24 protein-coding genes and 2 pseudogenes are annotated in these 20,990 nt (G+C 68.8%); 10 read left to right on the top strand and 16 right to left on the bottom strand.

Annotated features, from left to right (window positions below; genetic code table 11):
• Positions 1-111: 111 nt before the first annotated feature.
• Together LG634_RS17070 and LG634_RS17065 are read right to left on the bottom strand one after the other, a co-directional pair.
• The gene (locus LG634_RS17070) at positions 112-309 is read right to left on the bottom strand and encodes a hypothetical protein (RefSeq protein WP_226734691.1); all 198 of its coding nucleotides are present in this window, start codon (positions 307-309) and stop codon (positions 112-114) included.
• Positions 310-676: 367 nt separating this feature from the next.
• Positions 677-979: pseudogene (locus tag LG634_RS17065) on the bottom strand (transposase); the annotation flags it as partial.
• Between the two features lie 364 nt (positions 980-1,343).
• Here LG634_RS17065 and LG634_RS17060 point away from each other — a divergent pair.
• A complete protein-coding gene (locus tag LG634_RS17060) occupies positions 1,344-1,604 on the top strand; it encodes a hypothetical protein (protein ID WP_226734690.1) in 261 nt (86 codons plus the stop codon).
• 141 nt (positions 1,605-1,745) lie between these two features.
• Here the strand turns inward: LG634_RS17060 and LG634_RS17055 are convergent, their stop codons facing one another.
• Positions 1,746-2,957, bottom strand: a complete 1,212-nt coding sequence (locus LG634_RS17055; RefSeq protein ID WP_226734689.1) for a ParB/RepB/Spo0J family partition protein — start codon at positions 2,955-2,957, stop codon at positions 1,746-1,748.
• Positions 2,954-4,112, bottom strand: a pseudogene (locus LG634_RS17050) (ParA family protein). The gene LG634_RS17055 and the pseudogene LG634_RS17050 overlap by 4 nt, the downstream one beginning before the upstream one ends.
• Positions 4,113-4,438: 326 nt before the next feature.
• On the opposite strand from LG634_RS17050, the gene LG634_RS17045 reads away from it, so the two are divergent.
• Complete coding sequence (locus tag LG634_RS17045) at positions 4,439-5,515, top strand: MerR family transcriptional regulator (RefSeq protein ID WP_226734688.1); 1,077 nt, start codon at positions 4,439-4,441, stop codon at positions 5,513-5,515.
• 452 nt (positions 5,516-5,967) lie between these two features.
• Here LG634_RS17045 and LG634_RS17040 read toward each other — a convergent pair whose 3' ends face one another.
• Both LG634_RS17040 and LG634_RS38235 read right to left on the bottom strand, forming a co-directional pair.
• Entirely contained in the window at positions 5,968-6,141 is a 174-nt protein-coding gene (locus tag LG634_RS17040; RefSeq protein ID WP_226734687.1) for a M23 family metallopeptidase, read from the bottom strand.
• A 29-nt stretch (positions 6,142-6,170) separates the two neighbouring features.
• A complete protein-coding gene (locus LG634_RS38235; protein WP_226734686.1) occupies positions 6,171-6,797 on the bottom strand; it encodes a lytic transglycosylase domain-containing protein in 627 nt (208 codons plus the stop codon).
• Between the two features lie 410 nt (positions 6,798-7,207).
• On the opposite strand from LG634_RS38235, the gene LG634_RS17030 reads away from it, so the two are divergent.
• Genes LG634_RS17030 through LG634_RS17015 form a run of 4 tightly spaced genes read left to right on the top strand, consistent with a single transcriptional unit; the run spans position 7,208 to position 9,580 of the window.
• Complete coding sequence (locus LG634_RS17030; RefSeq protein WP_226734685.1) at positions 7,208-8,092, top strand: hypothetical protein; 885 nt, start codon at positions 7,208-7,210, stop codon at positions 8,090-8,092.
• On the top strand, positions 8,089-8,403 hold the full coding sequence (locus LG634_RS17025) for a hypothetical protein (protein ID WP_226734684.1): 315 nt from the start codon (positions 8,089-8,091) through the stop codon (positions 8,401-8,403). Before LG634_RS17030 ends, LG634_RS17025 begins: the two co-directional genes overlap by 4 nt.
• A 3-nt stretch (positions 8,404-8,406) precedes the next feature.
• Complete coding sequence (locus LG634_RS17020; RefSeq protein WP_226734683.1) at positions 8,407-9,171, top strand: hypothetical protein; 765 nt, start codon at positions 8,407-8,409, stop codon at positions 9,169-9,171.
• A complete protein-coding gene (locus LG634_RS17015; RefSeq protein WP_226734682.1) occupies positions 9,164-9,580 on the top strand; it encodes a hypothetical protein in 417 nt (138 codons plus the stop codon). The genes LG634_RS17020 and LG634_RS17015 overlap by 8 nt, the downstream gene beginning before the upstream one ends.
• A 414-nt stretch (positions 9,581-9,994) precedes the next feature.
• On the opposite strand, the gene LG634_RS17010 is transcribed toward LG634_RS17015, so the two are convergent.
• Positions 9,995-10,831, bottom strand: coding sequence for a hypothetical protein (locus LG634_RS17010; protein WP_226734681.1), 837 nt, complete (start codon positions 10,829-10,831; stop codon positions 9,995-9,997).
• Between the two features lie 177 nt (positions 10,832-11,008).
• Here LG634_RS17010 and LG634_RS17005 point away from each other — a divergent pair, with 177 nt between their 5' ends.
• Complete coding sequence (locus tag LG634_RS17005; RefSeq protein WP_226734680.1) at positions 11,009-11,188, top strand: site-specific integrase; 180 nt, start codon at positions 11,009-11,011, stop codon at positions 11,186-11,188.
• A 507-nt stretch (positions 11,189-11,695) separates the two neighbouring features.
• Here LG634_RS17005 and LG634_RS17000 read toward each other — a convergent pair.
• From LG634_RS17000 to LG634_RS16960, 9 genes are all read right to left on the bottom strand, one after another.
• Positions 11,696-12,025, bottom strand: coding sequence for a hypothetical protein (locus LG634_RS17000; protein ID WP_226734679.1), 330 nt, complete (start codon positions 12,023-12,025; stop codon positions 11,696-11,698).
• Between the two features lie 202 nt (positions 12,026-12,227).
• Positions 12,228-12,365, bottom strand: coding sequence for a hypothetical protein (locus LG634_RS16995; protein ID WP_226734678.1), 138 nt, complete (start codon positions 12,363-12,365; stop codon positions 12,228-12,230).
• Between the two features lie 57 nt (positions 12,366-12,422).
• Positions 12,423-13,091, bottom strand: coding sequence for a class I SAM-dependent methyltransferase (locus tag LG634_RS16990; protein WP_226734677.1), 669 nt, complete (start codon positions 13,089-13,091; stop codon positions 12,423-12,425).
• A gap of 151 nt (positions 13,092-13,242) precedes the next feature.
• Complete coding sequence (locus LG634_RS16985; RefSeq protein WP_226734676.1) at positions 13,243-13,710, bottom strand: glycine-rich domain-containing protein; 468 nt, start codon at positions 13,708-13,710, stop codon at positions 13,243-13,245.
• A 189-nt stretch (positions 13,711-13,899) separates the two neighbouring features.
• Complete coding sequence (locus LG634_RS16980) at positions 13,900-14,748, bottom strand: helix-turn-helix domain-containing protein (protein ID WP_226734675.1); 849 nt, start codon at positions 14,746-14,748, stop codon at positions 13,900-13,902.
• Positions 14,749-14,775: 27 nt separating this feature from the next.
• Positions 14,776-15,285, bottom strand: a complete 510-nt coding sequence (locus LG634_RS16975; RefSeq protein WP_226734674.1) for a DUF6879 family protein — start codon at positions 15,283-15,285, stop codon at positions 14,776-14,778.
• Positions 15,239-15,520: a hypothetical protein gene (locus LG634_RS16970; RefSeq protein WP_226734673.1), complete on the bottom strand. Its 282-nt coding sequence runs from the start codon at positions 15,518-15,520 to the stop codon at positions 15,239-15,241. The genes LG634_RS16975 and LG634_RS16970 overlap by 47 nt, the downstream gene beginning before the upstream one ends.
• Positions 15,521-15,585: 65 nt before the next feature.
• The gene (locus LG634_RS16965; RefSeq protein WP_226734672.1) at positions 15,586-16,029 is read right to left on the bottom strand and encodes a DUF6415 family natural product biosynthesis protein; all 444 of its coding nucleotides are present in this window, start codon (positions 16,027-16,029) and stop codon (positions 15,586-15,588) included.
• Complete coding sequence (locus tag LG634_RS16960; protein ID WP_226734671.1) at positions 16,029-16,547, bottom strand: hypothetical protein; 519 nt, start codon at positions 16,545-16,547, stop codon at positions 16,029-16,031. Before LG634_RS16960 ends, LG634_RS16965 begins: the two co-directional genes overlap by 1 nt.
• 78 nt (positions 16,548-16,625) lie before the next feature.
• On the opposite strand from LG634_RS16960, the gene LG634_RS16955 reads away from it, so the two are divergent.
• The 3 genes from LG634_RS16955 (at position 16,626) to LG634_RS16945 (ending at position 20,590) form a co-directional block, all read left to right on the top strand.
• The gene (locus LG634_RS16955) at positions 16,626-17,864 is read left to right on the top strand and encodes a helix-turn-helix domain-containing protein (RefSeq protein ID WP_226734670.1); all 1,239 of its coding nucleotides are present in this window, start codon (positions 16,626-16,628) and stop codon (positions 17,862-17,864) included.
• Entirely contained in the window at positions 17,861-18,406 is a 546-nt protein-coding gene (locus LG634_RS16950) for a flavoprotein (RefSeq protein WP_226734669.1), read from the top strand. Before LG634_RS16955 ends, LG634_RS16950 begins: the two co-directional genes overlap by 4 nt.
• A gap of 288 nt (positions 18,407-18,694) precedes the next feature.
• On the top strand, positions 18,695-20,590 hold the full coding sequence (locus LG634_RS16945; protein WP_226734668.1) for a pentapeptide repeat-containing protein: 1,896 nt from the start codon (positions 18,695-18,697) through the stop codon (positions 20,588-20,590).
• Positions 20,591-20,990 lie beyond the last annotated feature (400 nt).

The raw sequence follows: 20,990 nt of genomic DNA, 5'->3' as shown, positions 1-20,990 counted from the left end.
AACGGCCCCACTCCGTCGCAAGAGGAAGGGGCCGTGCCGTTGCACATCAATCTGGGACTCGTCCCATGATTCCCTGCCCTCTTGTGTTGGCGCACCAGGGGGCAGAGTGCGTTACAGGCTGCTGATGACGTTGTCCAGCAACTTGTGTCCGGCGCTGAGGATCCAGTCCGAGACGTCGTCCCCGAACAACACTCCGAAGAGGTTGATCGCGAGCGACCACGCATCATGAGAGTCCCGGGCGGGCGCGGCGGGCCGGCCTTCCCTCTCAGGGTCGAGCTGGTCACCGTCACCGTTACCGGTACTACCCATGTCTTCTTGCCCTTTCGCCGTGTCGAACCTGGAAAGCCGGGCCATGGCTGAAGTCCACGGCCCTCCGGGAACTACGCGGTGAAAGACGGGACTTAGCTTACCTCCGAAGACAGGAACACAATGTGTGTGCTGCGTTCATTTCCTCTCCAAACTGGTCCCTGACCTGCTGTTTTGACGGAGTGCCAGACGCAGCTCGGGACTGGGCGAGGTGGGAGGAGGCCCCGTCAGACCGGGGCGAGGCGAAGCCCACGCGTGAATCCGGGCCGAGACCGACAGCGGACGGGTGATCGACCTGATCGCACGCGACTGGAAACCGCTTGCCCCGGGCACCCGATCCTGACCGGGCGTTTCATCCCTGATTTGTGGCTCAGGTTCCGCGCCAGGTCGGGGTGGTTTCGGCGTTCAGTCGGCGGGTCATGAGGTTGATCATCGCGACGTGAATCACGGCTTTGGAGCGGGCGGGGAGGGCTTCGTAGTCTCGGGCCAGGCGGCGGTGGTTCATCAACCAGCCGAAGGTTCGCTCGACGACCCAGCGGCGGGGCTGGATCACGAATCCCGCGCCCGTGGGGTCGCGTTGGACGATCTCAACGTCGATGCCGAGGGTGGCGCCATGCTCGACGACGGCGGTCTTGCAGCCCATATCGGCCCATGCCTTGCTCACAGTGGGGTGCCCGAGTGGCTTCGTCTCCGCTTCTGTCGCTGCCTGAACTGCCGTCGGCCCCCAAGCCGACCCCACGAGCTACTTCTCGACAGCCTCGGGAGCGGGACTATCTGCGACCGATCGCGACCCGCAACAACGTCCGTTGCCAGCAGCCCGTCACCATCGCTGCCCTGCTCGCGAGAGGATTTGCTCGGCCGTCGGTTCTCACCTGCCTTGCCGCTGTCGTCCCGTTTCGCTGGCTCCGCAAAAGCACCATCCGGTCGGCAGCCGAGAAATCCGGCTGCCGACTGCAGGCCCGTGATGGCAGAGTCCGCCCATGGTCCTCCTGCGTTGCGAAGCGGTCCGATGGGTCGATGACGAACCCCAGCCCGGTTTGGTCGAAGTCCGCTTCACCGACGCCCACAACCAGCAGTGGGCCTTCATTGACAAGTGGCCCGTCTTCACCGAGAGGGACGACCTGTCCCCCGACGCCCACTATCCCGTCGAGGTCGTCATCCTCTGCGACATCCTGACCTCCGACGACACCACGGACACCTCGGACACGGTGAAGATCTCCGTCAGCCCCTGGGGCCTCGAATCACTCGAGGGGCGAGTCGAGTTCGAAGTGCGGGCTGATCAATTGACCAACAGCTGAGGTCCACAATCAGGGGCCCCGCCGACCGTCAGGTCGGCGGGGCCCACGCACGCTCTCCGATCCCCACCCTCCCCACACCGTTCAATCAGCAACAAAGTGAGGCGAAGAGCGACAGCGGCCGTTTTTCAACAAAGATCCACATCAGTCCGTCCCGTGTGCTTCGAGCAGGACTTCCAGGAGCACCGTGCGCTGGTGGTCCGGCATCTTCTGGAGCACCAGCTGCGCAACGGCCTTGCCGTCATGCCAGGGCACCCTCGGCATCTTTCGCACGTCCACCATGTACGGCGAGTGCTGGTTGTCATCGGACGGCGCGGCGTCCTCGGCGTAGGCAGTCTCCGGATCGGGCGTGCCCGCCGGCAGCGAAGGCATCCTCGGTTCCGGCACGTCGACAGCAACGGCAGCATCCTGGGTCGGCAGGCTGCGTTCCCCCGAGGCGCCAGGCTGTTCAAGGTGGTCAGCGGGCTCGCTTGAAGCCGGTGCTGCAGCGGACTCGGACGTCTGGGAGACCGCCGGAACCTTTACCGCGGTAAAAGGTCCGGCCGGCGGCTCCGATCCTTCCGCCGTGTGGGCGGCGAGGATCTCGCGCTCCTGCTGCTTCTTCCGTGCCTCTTCGGCCTTGCTCTGCTGCAGCAGGCCGATGAGCTCCTCAGGGGCCAGAGCCGGGTTGTCCTTCGCCGCACGCGTCAGGAAGCGCCCGTCCCTCTCCGGAAGCTCGCCCGTGATGAGCAGCCGCTGGATCGCTTCGGGCAGCTCCAGGAGTGCCAGCTGCTGAGTCACCCAGCCAGGGCTCTTGCCCATGCGCTCCGCTGCCCGCGATTTGGCGCCGTGCAGGCGCTCCTCCGCGCAGAAGTCGACCAACTGCGCGACGCCCCGGGCCCGCTCGATGACGTTGAAGTCCTCGCGGTCGAGGTTCTCCGAGAGGAGGTGGTCGAAGAAGTCCTCGCGCGTGCCGGCGAGGTCGTCGCGTACGACGAAGTCCAGAGCTTCGAGGCCGACCGCCAGGGCACACCGGTACCGGCGCTCTCCGTTGATCAGGACGTACTCGGCGTCGCCCACGCCGGTCTCGTGCTCCGGCCACAGTGCGAGGTACGCCGAGCGGGAGACCGCCACGCAGGCGGCGAGCTGGGCTTCGCGGAGCTCCTCGCCGAAGCGGGCCATCTCCTCGTCGCTGCCGAAGTTCCGACGAGGGTTCAGCGGCGTCGGGGACACACGGTCAAGGGCGATGCGGACGAGTTCGTACGCGGGGAGGTCTCCCTGGGCGATGGCCTTGGCGCGGCCGCGCTCGCTGCGGCCGCCGGAGCGCCTGGCGGTGGCGAACGCCGATCCCGTGCCCAGGAGGTCGCTCTTGCTCATGCCGCAACCTTCCGTGCGATCTCACGCATGCACTCGGACTGCTCGCAGTCGGGGGAGTAGTGCAGCAGCGACTCCTTCAGCCGGACCGCTTCGCGCTGCTCCTTGAGGTCGGGGATGACGGTGAGCACCGGCGGGTCCTCGAAGGACTTCCAGCTCTCCAGGGAGCTGGTGACGACGTAGCCCTTGCGGCTGTCGTACAGGTTGACGACGAACCCGAGCTGGGTGACCTCGATGTCGAGGTCGTCGACGAGGTCCTCGATCTGCTCGATGAGCATGTCGTAGGCGTCGGCCGACGTGTCCTCGGACTGGACCGGCACGATGACGCCGGAGGAGCGGGGAGCCTCGCCCTCACGGGTCCTGGAGTATGTAGAGAGCCGTGTCCATGCTGTACCCCAGGCTGGGCGGGCAGTCGACGACGATGTAGTCGAACTCCTTCTCCAGGTCCTCCAGGGCCTTCTCCAGCGCCGTCTCCTTGGTGCGCACGTGGCGCGTGGTGGCCAGGCGTGCGTCGAGGAGGAAGGCGTCCTTGCAGGAGGGCAGCAGGAAGAGCCGGCCGGCGAGCGCACCGTGCTCGATGGGCAGGAGCAGGTCGCGGATCCGGCCGCTGGTCTCGCCGAGCATGTGCTTGGCGAGGCTGGGGTCCTTGATGCAGACCATGTCCTGGCCGAGGTACCGGGTCAGGTGACCTTGAGGGTCGAAGTCGATGACGCAGACACGTGTTCCCGTCTCCGCGAGCGCCTGGGCGACCCCGCTGGCGATGACGCTCTTGCCGACGCCGCCCTTCTGGTTGCAGACGACGAACCTGCGGGCGCGCTGGGCTTCCGGGCTGCGGCGTCCGGAGACGGGGTGCGTGTCGAGCCAGAGGCGGATCGAGCGTGCGAGGCCCTGGTTGTAGGCCACGTCCCGGGCCTTGCAGTCCTCCTCCAAGCTCGCGTACAGCCCTGTGGGCAGGTACGTCGAGAACGAGCTCGCCCCAGACGTGTCCACGGGCACGGCTGCGGAGGCATCCTCGCGCCATGCCTGGACGCCTTCGGTCACCGCGTCCTTGATGTCGATTCCCAGCTGGGCTGCCCGGACTTTGAGTTCCTGACGGAGGGCGGCCGGCAACTTGGCTACTACCCTTTCCCTGTCCTCAGGGTCATATGGAGCGCTCATGGGGGTGCCTTACTCACCTCTGGCGGTCGGGGATGTGGCAACACGCCGTATCGCGCGGCCTCCTTGTCCTTGGTTCAAAGCGGAATTCAACCGACGACTGCCACAGGAACGAGCGCTCCGGACCACGGCCCGGGCTCTGGTTTCTCACCGAACTCAGACGAACCGCCATGCGCATCGGCGAAGCCCTGCAGCACGATCGCCCAGAGCTCGGAGCGGGAAATCCGGCTCGTGGCCTGGGGAGGAAGGCCAGGAGTTGACCTTCACCTTGGGGGAAGGCGCAGCATCAGTGGGGCCGGGCAATGTGCTCGGCATGAGGAGGAACGAGCATGGGGTTGCTGACCATCGGGGCGTTCGCGAAGGCGTCCCGGCTGTCGCCGAAGGCGCTGCGTCTTTACGACGAGCTGGGCCTACTGACCCCCGCTCGCGTCGACCTGGTGACCGGCTACCGCCTCTACGGACCGGAACAACTGGACCAGGCCCGACTGGTCGCCTGGCTCCGGCGCCTGGGGATGCCCCTGGCCCGCATCCAGCACGTCTGCGCGCTGGATGCAGTGTCGGCGGCCCAGGAGGTCCGCGCGTTCTGGGCGCAGGTCGAGGCTGACACCGCCGCACGGCGGGACCTGGCCACCTTCCTCATTGACCATCTGTCCTGGAAGGACCCTGCCTTGTCCCCGACTGCCAAGCCCCTGGGCATCCTTTACGCCGCCCTTTCCGACACAGGCCTTGTCCGTGAGAGCAACCAGGACACCGCCTACGCCGGGTCCCGCCTGCTTGCCATCGCCGACGGCTACGGCAGCGGAGGAGCCCCAGCGAGCGCCGCCGCTGTCGACGCGCTCAAGCGCCTCGAATCCGACAGCATCCCGGCGGGCAATCTCCTCAACGTCCTCGAAGAGGCCGTCGAACAGGCCAAGCAGGCCGTGCACGGCGTCACCGGGACCAGCTCGTCACCCGAAGAGGCCGGCACGACGCTCACCGCAATGCTCTGGACCGGCTCGCAGCTGGCTCTGGTCCACATCGGCGACTCCCGCGTCTACCTCCTGCGTGACGGAGAGCTGTTCCAGATCACACACGACCACACCATGGTGCAGTCGATGGTCGACGAAGGACGCCTCAGCCCGGAAGAAGCTGCCTCCCACCCCCAGCGGTCCCTGCTGATACGAGCCCTGGGCCGAGGAGCCGACGCCACCCCCGACATGCGTCTTCACGACGCCCATCAGGAAGACCGTTACCTGCTCTGCTCCGACGGTCTGTCCACCGTCGTGCAGACCGAAGAGATCCGCCGGGTTCTCTCCGAGGCCAGCGATCCCGAGCAGGCGGTCCGCAAGCTCATCGCGCTCGCCAACGGGATCGGTGGTCCCGACAACGTCAGCTGCGTGGTCGCAGACGTCGTGGAGCTCCAGTAGGAGGAAGGAGCAGCATGCACCTCACCCTGCACCAGCTCCGCTCTCAAGCACAGAAACGCAACACGACTTCCCGCACCGCTCCAACCAGCACAGCGTGGCCGCCCCGGCTGTGACTTCTGGCCAGGATCCGTGGATGAACGGCAAGCTGCCCAGGGCTGGGTGGGACTCCGATCAACGACTTGTCTCACTCAGCCCTGGGCACCGCATGTCAGGGCGCAGTGCTGCCCAGACCTACCTGGGACGGGACAGGGGCATGCCTGCCGCCCGCCCGCTCCCGCGCCGAACCTTTACCGCGGTAAAAGGTCCCCGCCGTCCTCCGGCTCCCCTCGGAACCTTTACCGCGGTAAAAGGTCGGCGGCGTGGCCCCACTTGGCGCCATGTCGGGAGGGCGCAGCCCTGTCTCATCGGACCTTGAACGGTCTCACCGAAGTTTGACGACCGCCCCTTTCGTCTCATCGAAGCTTGAACCCGGCATGCACGGTGGCGGGTCCGATGGCGTGGACCGCCGTGCCCGTGGAGACGGAGAAGTCGATGCCGGTGTGGTAGCCGCTCTCCCACATGCCGCCCGGCACGTGGCAGTCGGTGCCGATGCGGGCGTTCACCGGCTTCGTCCAGTCGCCGGACATCTCCGGGTCGCCGCTGGTGTCCGGGGCGGTCAGGTCGTCCTGACGGTTGATGATCTTTGGACGTACCAGTACGTCTGGCCTTCGGCGAAGCGTTCCGGATGCACGCCTTTGTAGCGCTCCACGGCACCCCAGCCGGCGTTGTACCCGGCGAGTGCGAGCTCGATGGGGGAGCCGTCGTAGTGCGGGTGCTTCTTCGCGGTCTTGAGCAGCTTGCACACCATGCTGCCCTGGGAGGGGATGGCGTCCATCGGATCCCAGATGTTGCGGTCGCCGTCGCCGTCGATTCCCTCCGGCTCCCACGTGTCGGGAATGAACTGCGCGATGCCGAACGCGATCGGCCGCTTCTTGGTCTCCGGGTCCTCGTAGGAGACGGCGTCCGGGTCGAAGCCGCTCTCCGCTTCGATCTGCGCGGCAAGGATCCCCGCGGGCAGGTTCTCGTCGTATGCTGCGGCGGCGCCCTCGATGAGCCCGGCGTACTTCGCGGGCACGAAGCCCTTCCCGACCCTCAGCGATCCGGAGCTGTTGATGTAGTCGCCCAGGTCGTTGTCGCCGCCGTCCTTGGATGTCGTGAGGAGAAGTACCAGGCCGACGCCCAGGGCGAGCGGGCTCGCCGCGAGTGCGGCACCGAGGACGACGATCCCCCGCTTGGCTCTCACAGAATCCCCCCGCCACCGATCCTGGGCCGTGCGCAGTCCTCTCGGACGACCATCGGAATGGTCTGGTCCGATGCCGGCGTCGCCTCCGTGCTGTGATCGTCACCCTGCCACACGACATTTACAACCCCAAAGGCCTTGCTGCGGAAGCTGGTTGGTACTGCCGGTCAATTCGCAGCAGATGGGATGAAAGGGCGGCAGCATGGCGTGAATCGCGCCAACTTGGTTGACTGGGAAGTGAATTGACGCGTCAACGGCCTCTCAGGTGCCACTGGTGTCACGTCATCCCGTGAATAGACTGCGGGGGCACGTGTCGCATCGGCGACCTGATGGTCTGATTACTTTTGCAATGCGGGGAAGTCTTGGCTAAGAGGGCGCATTTAGGCTTCGCGCTGCCGCCTCAGGCTCGGCTGGTGGTACCGGTGCTCGGTGCCGGCGGAGGTACGGGCCGCTCGACCATCGTCGGCCTCATTGCTTCGTACCTGTGCACCACCGGGACGACCGTCGTGCTGGACACCGCCCCCTGGCTGGTCTCGCACTGGCCCGCTTGGGCTGCTGACCCGGGCGCCGGAGTCGCCTCCGTGCCGCCGGACCGCCGGATGACTCCGTCCGACGTACGCGCGGCCGCGTCGCGTTGTTCGGGACCGGACGGGGACTGGCAGGTGCTGACCGACCACCAGGAGTGGAGCAGTGCGCCCCTGCACCTGCCCGCCGAGCCGGCCGCCTGGTACCAGCTGGCGGCGGCCGGAGGATGGCAGGTGGTGATCGGCGACACCGCCCACCCGATGGCGCACGACATCGTCAGCGCCCGCAGCCACCGCGTCGCGTGCCTGACGGCCGGCTGGTGCTCCCTGCCCTGCTCGGTGCCCGTTCTCGCCGTGCCGGCGACCGGACCCGGCGTCAGCGCCCTCCAGATTGCTGTGCGCACCGCGAGCGCCGAAGGCCTCCCGCTCCAGCGCATGGTGGTCGCCCTCACCGAGACCGGCGAGGGACGCGTACCGGCTGTCGTCCGTGCGGCCGCCACCATGCTCCAGTCCCAGGTCGCTCAGGTGGTGATCGTGCCGTACGAGCCCCGCATCCGCGCCGGCGGCCTCGCCGAGGCGCACCTGCTCGCCTCGCGCAAACTCCGCGACGCCGTCGAGGACCTCGGCCGAGCCGTACTGTCCTCCGCCCACCGGAGCTGGGGGGACCCGCTGCCCGCAGCGCCCGCTCCCGCCGCGGCGCCGCCGGTGCCCGGCCCCCCTCCTGCCGTCTTACCTGCCCGTACCGCCTTAGCCGAAGAAGAGGTGCCCGCATGAGCGCTCTGCTCGAAGCCGCCAACATGTTCGCCGCTGACGCCAACCCCGTGCCGGAGTTCACCCCCACCGTCCCCGGCCCGCTGAAGGACGCCACCGAGCAGATTCTGGGCTGGACGGCAGGCGGCGGCCTTGCCCTGGCGACCCTGCGCGGCCTGTCCGGCTGGGCCTGCGTGGCTGTCGGGCACAACACGGAGCGCGCAGCGCTCGCCTCCCGCGGGAAGCAGGCCATTGTGTGGAGCCTGATCTCCGGGGGCGGCATCGGCGTCACCGCCGCGCTCGTAACGGCCTTCTACAACATGACCCAGGCCTGAGCCGTGGACTACGAGCGCAAGGCCTGGCGGGCCCGCATGCGGCTGATCGGGGTCGGTGTCGCGGGCCTGGCGATCGGCGCTGCCGTCGCCGTCGGTGTGGTCAGCCTCGCCGAGGACGACGGCCCGGCGGCGGCTGCGGACGGGGAGGCGACGCCTGCCGCGAGTGCCCCCGGCACGCCGGGGGCCGGGCCGGGCAGGAACTTCACCCCGGAGACGGCCCGCCGTGTCTCCGTACTGAAGCCGACAGTGCACACCGAGGGCATCGGGCGCGGGTTCGAGCATTCCTCCCTCGGCGCCCTCTCCGCCGCGGTCAGCTACTGGCAGGACCTGAGCTTCCTGGACGGCGCACTCGCGAGTCGGCAGTGGAAGGCCATCACGTCCAAGGACTCGCCCGGGACGGTCGACCGCGCGGTCTCGAAGGTCCGCAAGATTCGGGAGACCGCCGGGCTGCCGCCGGCGGGGGGAAGCCCCGACGGCATCACGTTCACCACGAGCGTCGAGGCCGTCTATGCCCGCAGCCTCGACGAGACCGGGGAGATCCTCGACGTGTGGCTGCACTACGACCGGTACGGCGTCGTCCGGGGCGAGGGCGCCGACGACGACCCCCTCAAGGACCAGACCACGAACCTGATCCTCAAGTGGGAGGACGGGGACTGGAAGGTCACCGAGGAGGAGAAGTACACGCGGAAGTCGGTGCTCTTGGTCCCGTACTCCCCTGACAGCAAGGACTCCTTCCAGCTCGGCTGGCGGAAGGTGTCCCATGGGTAGGTTGCTCGCCCGGCTCGTCACCCTGCTCGCCGCGTTACTGATCGTCGTGGCCTCCGGGACCTCGGCGGCACTTGCAGGGGCCAAGCCCCCGGAGCCCTATCCGCCTGAGTTCGCCGGCCTGGACATGGTCGGCATCCACAAGGTCACCGGCGAGTACTGCGACCTCGGCTCCCCGGATCCGAAGATCCGCGCCAACTGCCGTATGCCGGAGGACTGCGAGGACTACCCGGCGGGCCACACCGTCTGTGTGGGTGAGGGCTCCAGGGACGACGAGGACGCCCAGCGGTTCGCGGAGGGGCAGCTCAAGCGCTGGCGGGAGGCGGCGGACAAGAGCCACGACAACTACCCGAAGCTGAACGCCTTCGTCACGGACTGCGTGATGAAGGAGAAGAAGCCCTTCGAGTTCTGACTCAGGAAGGGTGAAGAGGACTACCCGCTGACGAAGGACGTCGGGGACTGGGCGGCCGGCAAGATCTCCAAGTTCGCGGCCGACGCCCTCGAAGAGGCGGCCACCATGCTGGGCAACTCCGTGGTGTGGGTGCTGCGCGAGTTCGCCAACGCCTTCAACGAGACCTCCAACGCCCGGAGCGTCCCGATCTCCGCAGAGGGCCGTCGCGCCGACGCCGCAGGTTGCCGTTACTGCGGCGCCGGTAGCGCGCGGTCCTCAGGCATCGGCGTAGGCCTCGTTCACCTTCGCTTCAAGGGCTGCGCCGGATCGACGGAGACGCGCGCTGAAGCGAACACAACCCCTGTTGGACCCAGCGGGTCCAACAGGGGCTCTCGGCCGCCACACTCTCGGTGGTGGCCGAGTCCAGCATGAGGATTAGGCGAGGTCCTCCAAACGGGCGAGGAGTCCCGCCGCGGTGGCTACCGCTGCCACGGCGTCTGCTCGCGTCCACGTGAACAGTTCCGTGGTCCAGGCGTCATCATGAGGGGCACCGCTGCAGAGGTCATAGGCGGCCTGGGTGAGCATGGCCCACCGCTCGGCCTGGTTCCGGGCGCGGGGGTTTTTATCCTTGGCGCTGTTGTAGACCTGGAGCGTCTTGTTGGCTTCACGAACAGCATCGAGCGCCCCGCGGGACAGCGTCACGGCCTGTTCGAACTGGCCGTTTCGGATTGCTTCCTGGGCTTCGCGGATACGACGAGCAGCAGTGGACCGGCCCTCGACGTCGGTTATGGGTACGAGGACGTCCACGTAGGCGCTGGTGTCCACGCTGGAGAGCGCCCTTGACCACTCTGCATGAGGAACAACCAGGCGCTCTTGGCCCTGTGCCGCAGGCCATGCATCGGCTTCGGCGTCGCGGGTGGCCTTCATGTTCACGTGCAGGGTCAGGTCGGCGCCCGCGCGGGCCTTCTCCAGGCCGCGGAGCTGCTGCTCGGTGATGGACGTGCTCAGCTGCAGGCTGGTCCCGAACTCTTCGAGGCCAAGAGGCCACAGGCAGGTAAGGTCACCGATCCACGTGGGTGTGCCCGGAAGGTCGAAGATCTGGAGTTCTCCCGCGAACGTATGGGGGTCCTTCTTCCCAAAGCTCCCGATCGCCTTCACTTCGAAGTGCAGGCTGAGGCGATGGACGCCCCAACCGGGCTGCAGGCTGACAGCGGTACGGGCCGGACTGACGTTGAGCGTGTAGTCATGCTGTTCGAAGCGGAAGTTGGCCATGCCCATCCCTGCGGTCGAAGTTCCATCGGGCCTTGATGGTGGCAGGCGGACCAGAGGATCTCCGATCGTTTTCCGCACCTACGGCGATGCCGCAGCATCTGGCAGTACCGGGGAGTACGGCCAGCTGCGCGCGTTGCTGGACCGCCACACCTGCGTCGGCGGCGAGGACGGCACCGGATGGGGCCGCACGAGTTCCGCCACTTCGGCCTGACTCACCTCGTCGAGCAGTGCGTCTCCCTGCCGCTGTTCATGGCGAAGTCGGGGCACAAGCCCGTTAGCGGCGCCCGGAAGTACATCAAGCCCGGCGCGGCCGTCCTCGCCGAAGTCACCAGTCTGCTCGCCTCTAGCGACCGTTGATCCCCATTAGGGTGTGAGAGAGATGGGTCAAGGGGCAAGGGATGATCTTGAAGTCTTGAGAGGCCCGGCCCGTCATCCGTTCGACGGTGGGCGAGCTGGACGTACGCCGGTGCAACCGTGCGCCCAGCGGTCCGTCAGCGAGTACGCCATGGCACGCGCCCTGCTGGCCGTTGAGCAGGACCCGACCGGGAACCAGCCAAGGAGAGACGGCTGATGGATTCGCAGATCACTACTGCGCTGATAGGCGTTGTCGGTGTGGCCGGCACCGTAGGCGGGACCGTTCTCGGATCGTGGCTTCAGGCCCGCGGCGGCCGTGCTCAGGCCCAGGCTGCCCGGGACGCTGCTGAAACCGCCGCAAACGTCGTGCACGTCCAGGCCGTACGGGAACGAGTCTGGACTGTGATGCCCGCCTACCTGCGAGCCGCAGACGAATACGCGGATCTGATGAGTGGCGACTACCGGAATGAGGACCGGGAGACAGCAAGGAACGCCCGTCGGACATTCAGGCTAGTGGCTGCCGAGGCCGACCTGGCCGTCCCAGAGGACATGCGCCCAACCCTTCAGGTCCTGAGTAAAAAGCTGCGCCAACTGGACCGGGCCGCACAGCGGGAATGCCGGACTGGCCGCGCCCACGCCGCCCTGGAGGCCCTCGTCCGGGCCGGTGATCAGAACGCCCGCCGGGCCGCACAAGAACTGCTCCAAATCCGCCGTGTCGAGACTCCACCCTCGTGGGAACCACTGTTCGGCGACCCGCCCGCCGCGTACGTACCGGCCATCGCCGCTCTGGACGCGGCTGGCCTCCAAGAGGTTCGTGAGGTGCTCCTTTCCGATGCGCATCGTCGCCCCGGGGTGCAAGCAGTGCGTCACAGGGCACAGAACGAAGTTGGAAACGCGCGGCGTGCGGTCACCGACGCGACACGGACAGCTCTGGGCACCAGGCCCGAGGCCGAGCCTGCTGGATAGGACGCTGATGGGGTCTGGAGCCGGGTGGCAGCGAATTCCCTTGGGCGCGGCTCACCGGGGGGCCCTGCCCTGGTACTCAGAGGGTGTAGAAGTCCTCGTTCAGTGTGAACAGCTCGTCGGCTACGACCGCCATCAGCTCCTCACTGGGCTTCTGCTCACACAGAGCACCCAGTTCGGTCGCGAACTGCCGCACAGTGCCAGTCGAGGTCGTCACGTTCCCCTCAGTACCGTCGGCAGCCTTCGCGTTCAGCAGCAGCTCCTCGGCCCGTCGTCAGCCGACCGTGGTGGTGATCAGCAAGGTGCCGAGGGCTGCCTCAGGGGCCGGGATGACCTGGGCGTGGATGTCGGTGAAGCCGTGGCGCTTGAGGAGGTCGGTCCACTGTTCGGGGGTGTGCTGCCAGCGCAGGACGGTGAGCTCGTTCTCGCGGCCTTCGAGCCAGGCGCCGCCCATCTGCTGGGCGCCGTACTGGCAGGCGACGGGCTCGCGGTGGGAGAAGGCGAAGATGCCGCCGGGGGCCAGGCGGCGGGCGATGCGGGGGAACAGTTCGTCGGGGTCGGTGAACCAGACGGCGCCCCACGTCGAGTAGACGGCGTCCCACAGCCGCAGGTCCTGGTCGAGGAAGGCGCAGGCCTCGGCGTGGACGAAGTCGAGGCCCGGCAGGTCGGCCCAGAAGAGGCGGGCGCGTTCGACCTGGATCGGGGAGAAGTCCACGGCGGTGACCTCCACCCCGGAGCGGGCGAGGAAGGCGGCGTTCTCGCCCTCGGCCGGGCCGAGGTCGAGGGCGGTCTTGGGGGAGCCGAGGAGTTCGGCGCCGGGACCGTTGTCGGGCAGGCCGGTCCAGTCGAAGCGGTCGGCCGCCGGGCGCTGCTGGGGCTCCTGGCCGCGGTGGGGGCGGTACTTGTCCCAGTACTCGGCGGGGGTGGTGGGGGCGCTGGACATGAGGCTCCTCGGGAGGTTCTCGGTTCCGGTGCGCGAGACGCTACCGGCGGGAGTCCCGGGGCAAGGGTGAAAGGCGGAAACTCACACATATGGGCACAAAAAGCCGGAGGCGCATGATTGCACCTCCGGCGGGGTGTTCGGGTCTTACGGGTCAGTGGCACTTGGCGCCGGGGTGGCAGGGGCCGCACTTGGCGTAGTCGGCCTCCCACAGCTTCCAGTCCACCTCGAACCCGTTGTCGTGGATGATCTGCGCGGTGCGCTCCACGGAGCCGTCGTACTTGAACGCGATCTCGGGGATGTGCTCCAGGAACCGGCCGTCGAAGTGTTCGGCGCAGAACTCGCGGTAGTTCTTGGTGTCGAGGATGAACACGTGCACGGCGATGTCCACGATCCGGCCACAGCACATCTCCAGCGGGACCGGCTCGTCCCACTTCTCCATGGCCGTGACGAGGTAGGAGACGGCGGCGTGGAACAGCCGGGTCGCCATGACCTCGTCGAAGGGATGGTCGCGCATCAGCAGAGTGATCTCGCGGTCCCACACCTCGGGCTTCACGAAGTCGCGGGGGTTGCGGTACTGGCCGGAGGCCGGCTCGGCCGGCCTGGTCAGCATCTCGGTCATGTCGTGCTCCTCTCGATCATCTTCGAGTGGTGCATGAGGTGGTGCTGTCCGCCTGGGCCGGGCGGAGGTCTGCCCGGCGGCCCGTCGCGCGGGGATCACTTCCGAAGCAGGTGGCCGCTCCGGGGTGCAGGACCACCGTAGGAAAGACCGGAAGCCGGCCTCAACGAACTTGCGCCATCTTGCGCGCAGTCACCCGAGGGCGTCGATGGCGGCCGTGATGAGGGACCGGGCCGCGGCTCCGCGTACGGCCGTGGCGGACAGGTTCGTGAAGGTGCGCACGTAGTCGGCGATCTCGTGGGGCTGGGTGACGCGCAGGTACCCCGATGTCAGCTCGACCGCCACCTCCGCCTCGTCGAACAGGTAGAAGTCCTCGACGGGGAGATGGGGGCGGTCGCAGCCGGTGGGGATGATGCCCAGGCTCACGAAGGGGCGGGCGCTGACGGCGATGAGGTGACCGAGCTGGCCGGCCATGGTGTCGCGGTCGCAGACAGCGGCCCGCAACGCGTACTCCTCGATGAGGAGGCCGAACCGCTGCCGCCCGGAGAACAGCATCTGCTGGCGCTCCATCCGGGCGGCGACCGCCTCGTCCACGTCATCGATCACGACCCGCTCCCGCTGGATGGAGCGCAGGACCGCGGCGGTGTACTCGCGGGTCTGCACCATGCCGGGCAGGACGCGGCTCGCGTAGACGCGGAAGAGGTGGGTGCGCTCGTAGAGGGCGAGCACGGACTCCTGGGCGGCGCGGAGCCCGTTGCGTTCCATCTGCCGCCACTGGGTGTACATCGACTCGACGGCCCGGGCGGCCGCGATCAGTTCCGGCGTCTGGCCGTCCGCTCCGCAGGCGGCACACCAGGCGCGGATGTCCGGCTCGGAAGGCGCCTGCTTCCCGCTCTGGATGCGGCTGGTCTTGGCGGGGTGCCACCCGCACCGGACCGACAGCTCGTGCGCGGTGATCCCGGCGTCCTTCCGAAGGACGGTCAACCGACAGGCGAGGGCCTTCCGGGCTTCTACGACGCTGGACGACGGGGACGAGGACATGCGGTGTCCTGGTGCGGGCGGCGGGGCTCAGACGGTGTACTGCTCGTGCGGGATGGCACGGTCCCACACGGCCTCGAAGGCGGCGGCGACCATCTTCACGGTGGCGGGGTCCTCGTTGAACTCGTGGCCGGCCCAGTGCCCGTCCCCGGTGAACCAGTGGAAGAGGACCCGCTCCCCGTCGATCAGCCACAGGTCGTTGCCCGGGAGGCAGAGGTCGGAGGCGATCCGGCGCGGAAGCCAGCGGACGGACTCGCCGGCGGCGATGTTGTGCGGGGTGGTCAGGGAGTGCTCCCACCGGATGTAGTCGGTCACCGGCTCGGACACGATCCGGGCCCGGCGCAGCAGCACGCCGCGGCCGACGGTCTCCTTCACCAGCTCCCGCCACTGCAGGTACTCCTGCGGCAGGCCGACCTCCCGGCCTTCGCGCCAGGCTGCGAACAGCGGGTCGTCCATGTAGGAGTCGCGCATCTCCAGATGGACGGCCGAGCGCTCAGCGCTCCTCAGCAGGGCGGTGAAGTCCGGCACGTTCTGCTGCATCGCACGCCTTCCTCAGGATCGGGATCATCCGGGCCGGGATCCGCACCACGCCCTCGTGGTCCGGCACGCCGGTGGGGTGGCCCTCCACCCACTCGGTCCCGCTGATCTTCGAGTGCATCTCCGCGTCCGGGAGCCAGCCCTGTACGACGATCTCGGCCGTGTCGCCCTCCACCCACACGGTGGGAGATCCGCCGTTGGGTGTGTCCGGGTCCATACCGAAGAACTGTAGGTCCACGATTCCCTCCAACGCCAAGCCTGTTGCGGGTACTTGCGCGACGCTCCTCCTGCGAGCGGCTGTGGTCAAGGCACCGGAGGGCGGGATTGGCCCACCGGCCGAGTGGCCTCGCCCTTGTGAAGCCTGGTCGGCGGGGATGTGAGCCTCATGCTGTCGAGCCGGTCCAGCCGCTCGTACAGGGCGCGGACCATCCGGGCGCGCTGCTGGACGCACCGCACCGTGCCCAGTCGTGGCGCCGAGAGCCGACGCTCCGCCTCGTCGAGCACGACCGCGGCCAGCATCCGGGCCTGCGCATCCTGCGGGAGCCGGGCGCAGCGTTGCCGGACGTCGTCGGCGACGGCGCGGCCGTGCCCGGTCAGCTGGAGCGTGATCTGGTCGCAGTCGCCCTGGGGCAGGTCGGCCGTCTCCGGTAGCGCGAGTACCGCGTGCACGAGGGACACGTACGGCTCCCGGTCCAGCGGCATTACCGCGCCGAGCAGGCCCTCGGGATCGTGCAGCACGGAGGACATCACGGCGCCACCGCCACCCGGCACCCCTGGTCCACCGCCGACAGCGCCTCCCGCAGCTCCCGCGGGTCCACCCGGGCCGACACCCCCGCCAGGGACGGGCCTTCAGGCGCCTCCCGCCACAGCCGCGGGGTGATCGTCTCGGGGCGGCTCAGCCACGAGGCCGCCAGGGTGCCGCCGTCCGGGTCGACCGGCACGAGCAGCCAGTGACCGACCGAAAGCACCTGAACACCCGGCACCCCCTCCCACAGGTGGGTCCAGCCCTCCTCCACCACCACGGTGAGCTCCTGCCGGAACCAGTTGCCGAGCACCGAGTAACCGGCCTCCACCGGCAGCTGCATCGCGTCGAGCGCGGCGAGGCCGCGGCGCAGCGGGGCGATCACGACGGCATCCCGGCCGGCCCCGCACGGCACGAGCCGGGCCTCCTGCCTGCGGGCCGTGATCAGCCGGGCGTACGTCTCATTGTCGAGGGGGAGCAGTGAAGCCCACGAAGGGCTGAACGAGTTCTGGGAGTTGGCCATGGCGGCACGGTAGGGGCGCTATACCGGAGTGAGACCACACGATGTGTGTGGGTTGTGCTCCGTACCCGGAGAAGCCCCGTGACGTCCTCCTCATTCGGTGCCCGTGTCCACTACTGGCGCACCCGCCGCAACCTGACCCGCCCGGAGTTCGCCGCCCTCATGGGCAGATCCGTCCGCTGGGTCGAGGAGCTGGAGGGAGGGCGCCGGCAGGCGGACCCGCAGCTGTCGGTGATGCGGCTCATCGCGCTCCGGCTTGGCATCAGCCTGGAGCGGCTGCTCGCCGACGTCATCGACACCGAATGCGTCGGCGACACCGAGATCGATGCCGTACGCCGCGTCCTGCACCGCCACGACATCCTGACCGGCGCCTGCGACGACACCGCCCCCCTGCCCGTTGAGCAACTGCGCCGCTCCCTCAGCCACGCCCGCAACGGCTTCCAGGCCGGCCACTTCGCGCAGCTCGGCGCCGCGATCCCGGCCCTGCTGGTCGACACCACCCGGGCCACCCGGCACTACCGCGGCGACGACCGGCTCACGGCGTACGCGCTCCTCTCCCTGAGCCTGGAGCTTGCCGAGGCGGCCGCGATCAAGTGGGGCGACCCGGAGCTGGCCCTCATCGCCGGGCACCGCGCCGTCACCGCCGCGGAACGCAGCGAGGATCCCGTGATCATGGCGTCCGCGGCCCGGCACCTCGGCGACGCGATGACCCACCACGGGCAGCCCGCCGACGCCGCCCGCTTCGTCCTGGCCGCAGCCGAACGCCTCCAGAACGACCTGCTGGCGGGCGGGCCGGACGGCCTGTCCGTCCTCGGCATGCTCTACCTCAAGGCCGCGATGGCAGCCGCGGCCGCCTCCGAAGCCGACGACCGCACCCCGGCCGCCCACGCCCGCCAAGTCCCCGAACTCCTCGACCAGGCCGACGAGCACGCACACCGCCTCGGCGCCGACTCCAACCGGCTCTGGACCGCTTTCGGTCCGACCAACGTCTCCTGCTACCGGGTGGCCGCCCACGTCCAGCTCAGCGAAGGCGCCGACGCCATCGCAGCCGCCGCCGGCATCCCCGCCGACGCCCTCGACAGCCTGCCCCGCGAACGGCGCGCACACATGCTCGCCGACCGCGCCCTCGGCGAACTCCAGGCCGGCCGCCGGGCAGAGGCCGTCGACACACTCCTCGCGGCCGAGCGGCTCGCGCCGGAGGAAGTGCAGTGCCGGCCCCGGACCCGGACCACCATCGAGAACCTCCAGCTGCTCGGCGTCGGCCCCGCAGCCGAGGGACGGTTGCGTGCGCTGGCCGTTCGCTGTGGACTGCCCGAGTGACCAGCACCCTGTACCTCATCGCCTGCGCCGCCCCGCCCGCCCGCCGTCTCCACATCCCCATCCGCGCCGCCCAGAAGGCCGGATGGGACGTCTGCGCCATCCTCACCCCCTCCGCCTACCGGTGGGCGTCCGAGGACGCCGACGGCGAGATCGAGAAGCTGGAGACGCTGACCGGCCACCCCGTCCGCCACCAGTACAAACTGCCGTCACAGGACGACGTCCTGCCGGCCGCGGACGCCCTCCTCATCGCCCCGCTCACCAGCAACACCCTGAGCAAATGGGCCGGCGCCATCTCCGACACACTCGCCCTCGGCCTGATGACCGAAGGGATAGGACTCGGACTGCCGATCGTGGCCCTGCCCCACTGGAACCGCGCCCAAGGCGCCCACCCCGCGGTCTCCCGCCACGTCGAAGACCTCCGCGCCGCCGGCGTGACCGTACTCCTCGGCGAGGACGGATTCGTACCCCACCCACCCAGGCAAGGCGACCTCGACGCCTACCCCTGGAAGGCCGCGATCGACGCCCTGCCCGACCTTCCCTGAACAGCCCGCACGCCCGCGAGCGCCGCACGGCCAGGCGGCGCTTATGAGGGGCGCTGGGTATCCGACAAGCAGGTGGTGTCTATCAGTCGTCCAACCTGGGCGCCGATTGCGGCGCGGGCCGAGGGGATGTTGGTGCGGAAGGCTGCTGAGGCGGCGCATCTATTGCCGACCCGGGTGCATCCGCAACGCAACCCGTTCGGGCGCGACTGACCTCGCGCCTCTGTCCCGCCCCGCTGCTACCCACCCGGGCAGCAACCCGGCACTCTTCCTTCCTGGAGCCGTCAGCCCATGAGCACGCGCCCGCCCGCACCGTCCTGGCCGTACTGCGCCCACGGCGCCCACCCCCTCGATCCCGTCGGCTGCCGCGGCATCCATGTCCCGGGCCATACCACCTGCCTCGCTCACCTGACCGGCACCGACCGCGACACCTACCTGGCTGGCCTGGTCCCCGGCGCCGACATCGACCACCGTGGCACCCCCTTCACCGAAGACCTCCTCAACCGCCTCCTGAATGCCGTCCGCGACCCCACCACCACACACCCCCACCTTGGGACTGCCCGGTTCATCGGGGCCCAGTTCCCCGGCGGTGCCGGGTTCGACGGGGCGCATTTCTCCGGCGACGCCTGGTTCGGCGAGGTGCAGTTCTCTGGCGATGCCCGGTTTGGTTCGGCGCAGTTTTCCGGCGGTGCCAGGTTCAACGGCGCGCAGTTTTCCGGCGATGCCGATTTCGGCGGGGTGCAGTTTTCCGGCGACGCCTGGTTCGACGGGGCGCAGTTCTCCGACGACGCTTGGTTCAGCGAGGCGCAATTTTCCGACCAGGCTCGGTTCGACGAGGCGAAGTTCTCCGGCGCGGCCAGGTTGGAGGGGGTGCAATTTTCCGGCGCGGCCCGGTTCGACAGGGCGCTGTTTTCCGGCGATGCCGGGTTCGGCGGAGTGCATTTTTCGGGCGATGCCGGGTTCGGCGGGGTGCAGTTTTCCGGCGACGCCCGGTTCGACGGGGTGCAATTTTCCCGCGACGCCCGGTTCCACGGGGCGCAGTTCTTGCTGGCTTCGTGGTGGGGGCCGGCGGTATGCGTGGGGACGGTGGATTTGTCGGGGGCGGTGTTCGGGGCGCCGGTCACGCTGGAGGTCGCAGCGAGGCAGGTGCGGTGTGCGCGGACTCGGTGGCAGTCGACCGCCACCGTCCGCGTTCGCCATGCTTCAGTGGATCTCGGGCATGCGGTGCTGGAGGCGCCTATCGCCGTCACCGCCCACCCCAGCCCCTTCACCACGAGAGGCGGCGCGACCCTGGACGAGAGCACGCTGTCAGGGGTCGGGGTAGTGCGGGTGGTGTCGGTGCAGGGCGTGGACGCCGCGCATCTGGTCCTGACCGACACCGACCTGTCCGACTGCCTGTTCTCCGGGGCCTTCCACCTCGACCAGCTCCGGCTGGAGGGCCGCACCACCCTCGCTTTCACCCCCACCGGCTGGCACCGCAAAGGCACATTCCCTGTCCGCTGGACCCGCCGACGCACGCTGGCCGAGGAGCAGCATTGGCGGGCTCAGACCGCCGGACAGCCCCCCATACCCGCGGACACCGCACCCGAGCCCGGCCAGTGGCGTACCGGCCTGCACCACCCCGACTCCGCCCGGACCCCGGACCCCGACGACGTCGCCGCCCTGTACCGGCAGCTCCGCAAGGCGTTCGAGGACGGCAAGAACGAACCCGGCGCCGCCGACTTCTACTACGGCGAGTGCGAAATGCGCCGCCACGACCGCACCGGCACTCCGAAGGCCGAACGCCGCCTGCTGTGGGCCTACTGGCTGCTCTCCGGCTACGGCCTGCGCGCCGGCCGCGCCCTGGGCTGGCTCGCCGCCGCCATGGTCGCCACCATCGTGCTGCTGATGGCCTTCGGTCTGCCGATGTCGTCCCCGAAACAGGAAGCCACCGGCACCGTCCCGGCGGGCGGCGGCACCGTCACCTTCACCATCGACAAGCAGGAGGTGAAGAACCCCACCGGGGACAGGTTCACCGGCAAACGCTTCGACAAGGCCCTGGGCGTCACGCTCAACTCCGTGGTCTTCCGCTCCAGCGGCCAGGACCTCACTACCACCGGCACCTACATCGAGATGACTTCCCGCCTCCTCGAACCCGCGCTCCTCGCCCTCGCCGTCCTCGCCATCCGAGGGCGCATCAAACGCTGATCACGACCCGAAGGTGTTCAGCAAACTGCACACCCAACCGCTACCCACCGAGCCGATCCTCCCCAAGGCCGGTTGCTCGCGAGCAGGGGACGACTTCAGACGCGCCTATGCGGACGCCCCGCCGACCGCCCACCAGCGCCGACGGAGGCTTAGCGCACGATCTGACACCGATTTTCCTCAGACCCCGAACTCGGGCGCTTCCAAGATTCTTTGCCGGTTCCGGTCTCTGCCGCGCCAAGAGATAGGGGAACCTCCCCTCAACGGCAAAGGAGACCTCATGCCCGCCCCGACCACCCCGTGCACCGCCGCCGTGCTCTTCCCCGAGCCGGCCGACCAGACGGCCTCAAGGCGGCGGCCGGTGCCCGACCGGGCAGCACCGTGTGTCCGCGAGGTCCTCATC

This window comes from Streptomyces bambusae, assembly GCF_020532645.1.
In the GTDB taxonomy this organism is placed as follows: Bacteria; Actinomycetota; Actinomycetes; order Streptomycetales; family Streptomycetaceae; genus Streptomyces; species Streptomyces bambusae.
This window is presented reverse-complemented; position numbering and strand designations above follow the sequence as displayed.

Coding starts and splice junctions, on each gene's coding strand:
- LG634_RS17070 (WP_226734691.1), bottom strand. CDS start 309: ATGGGTAGTACCGGTAACGGTGACGGTGACCAGCTCGACCCTGAGAGG.
- LG634_RS17055 (WP_226734689.1), bottom strand. CDS start 2,957: ATGAGCAAGAGCGACCTCCTGGGCACGGGATCGGCGTTCGCCACCGCC.
- LG634_RS17045 (WP_226734688.1), top strand. CDS start 4,439: ATGGGGTTGCTGACCATCGGGGCGTTCGCGAAGGCGTCCCGGCTGTCG.
- LG634_RS17040 (WP_226734687.1), bottom strand. CDS start 6,141: ATGTCCGGCGACTGGACGAAGCCGGTGAACGCCCGCATCGGCACCGAC.
- LG634_RS17025 (WP_226734684.1), top strand. CDS start 8,089: ATGAGCGCTCTGCTCGAAGCCGCCAACATGTTCGCCGCTGACGCCAAC.
- LG634_RS17015 (WP_226734682.1), top strand. CDS start 9,164: ATGGGTAGGTTGCTCGCCCGGCTCGTCACCCTGCTCGCCGCGTTACTG.
- LG634_RS17010 (WP_226734681.1), bottom strand. CDS start 10,831: ATGGCCAACTTCCGCTTCGAACAGCATGACTACACGCTCAACGTCAGT.
- LG634_RS17005 (WP_226734680.1), top strand. CDS start 11,009: ATGGGGCCGCACGAGTTCCGCCACTTCGGCCTGACTCACCTCGTCGAG.
- LG634_RS17000 (WP_226734679.1), bottom strand. CDS start 12,025: ATGCGCATCGGAAAGGAGCACCTCACGAACCTCTTGGAGGCCAGCCGC.
- LG634_RS16990 (WP_226734677.1), bottom strand. CDS start 13,091: ATGTCCAGCGCCCCCACCACCCCCGCCGAGTACTGGGACAAGTACCGC.
- LG634_RS16985 (WP_226734676.1), bottom strand. CDS start 13,710: ATGACCGAGATGCTGACCAGGCCGGCCGAGCCGGCCTCCGGCCAGTAC.
- LG634_RS16980 (WP_226734675.1), bottom strand. CDS start 14,748: ATGTCCTCGTCCCCGTCGTCCAGCGTCGTAGAAGCCCGGAAGGCCCTC.
- LG634_RS16975 (WP_226734674.1), bottom strand. CDS start 15,285: ATGCAGCAGAACGTGCCGGACTTCACCGCCCTGCTGAGGAGCGCTGAG.
- LG634_RS16965 (WP_226734672.1), bottom strand. CDS start 16,029: ATGTCCTCCGTGCTGCACGATCCCGAGGGCCTGCTCGGCGCGGTAATG.
- LG634_RS16960 (WP_226734671.1), bottom strand. CDS start 16,547: ATGGCCAACTCCCAGAACTCGTTCAGCCCTTCGTGGGCTTCACTGCTC.
- LG634_RS16945 (WP_226734668.1), top strand. CDS start 18,695: ATGAGCACGCGCCCGCCCGCACCGTCCTGGCCGTACTGCGCCCACGGC.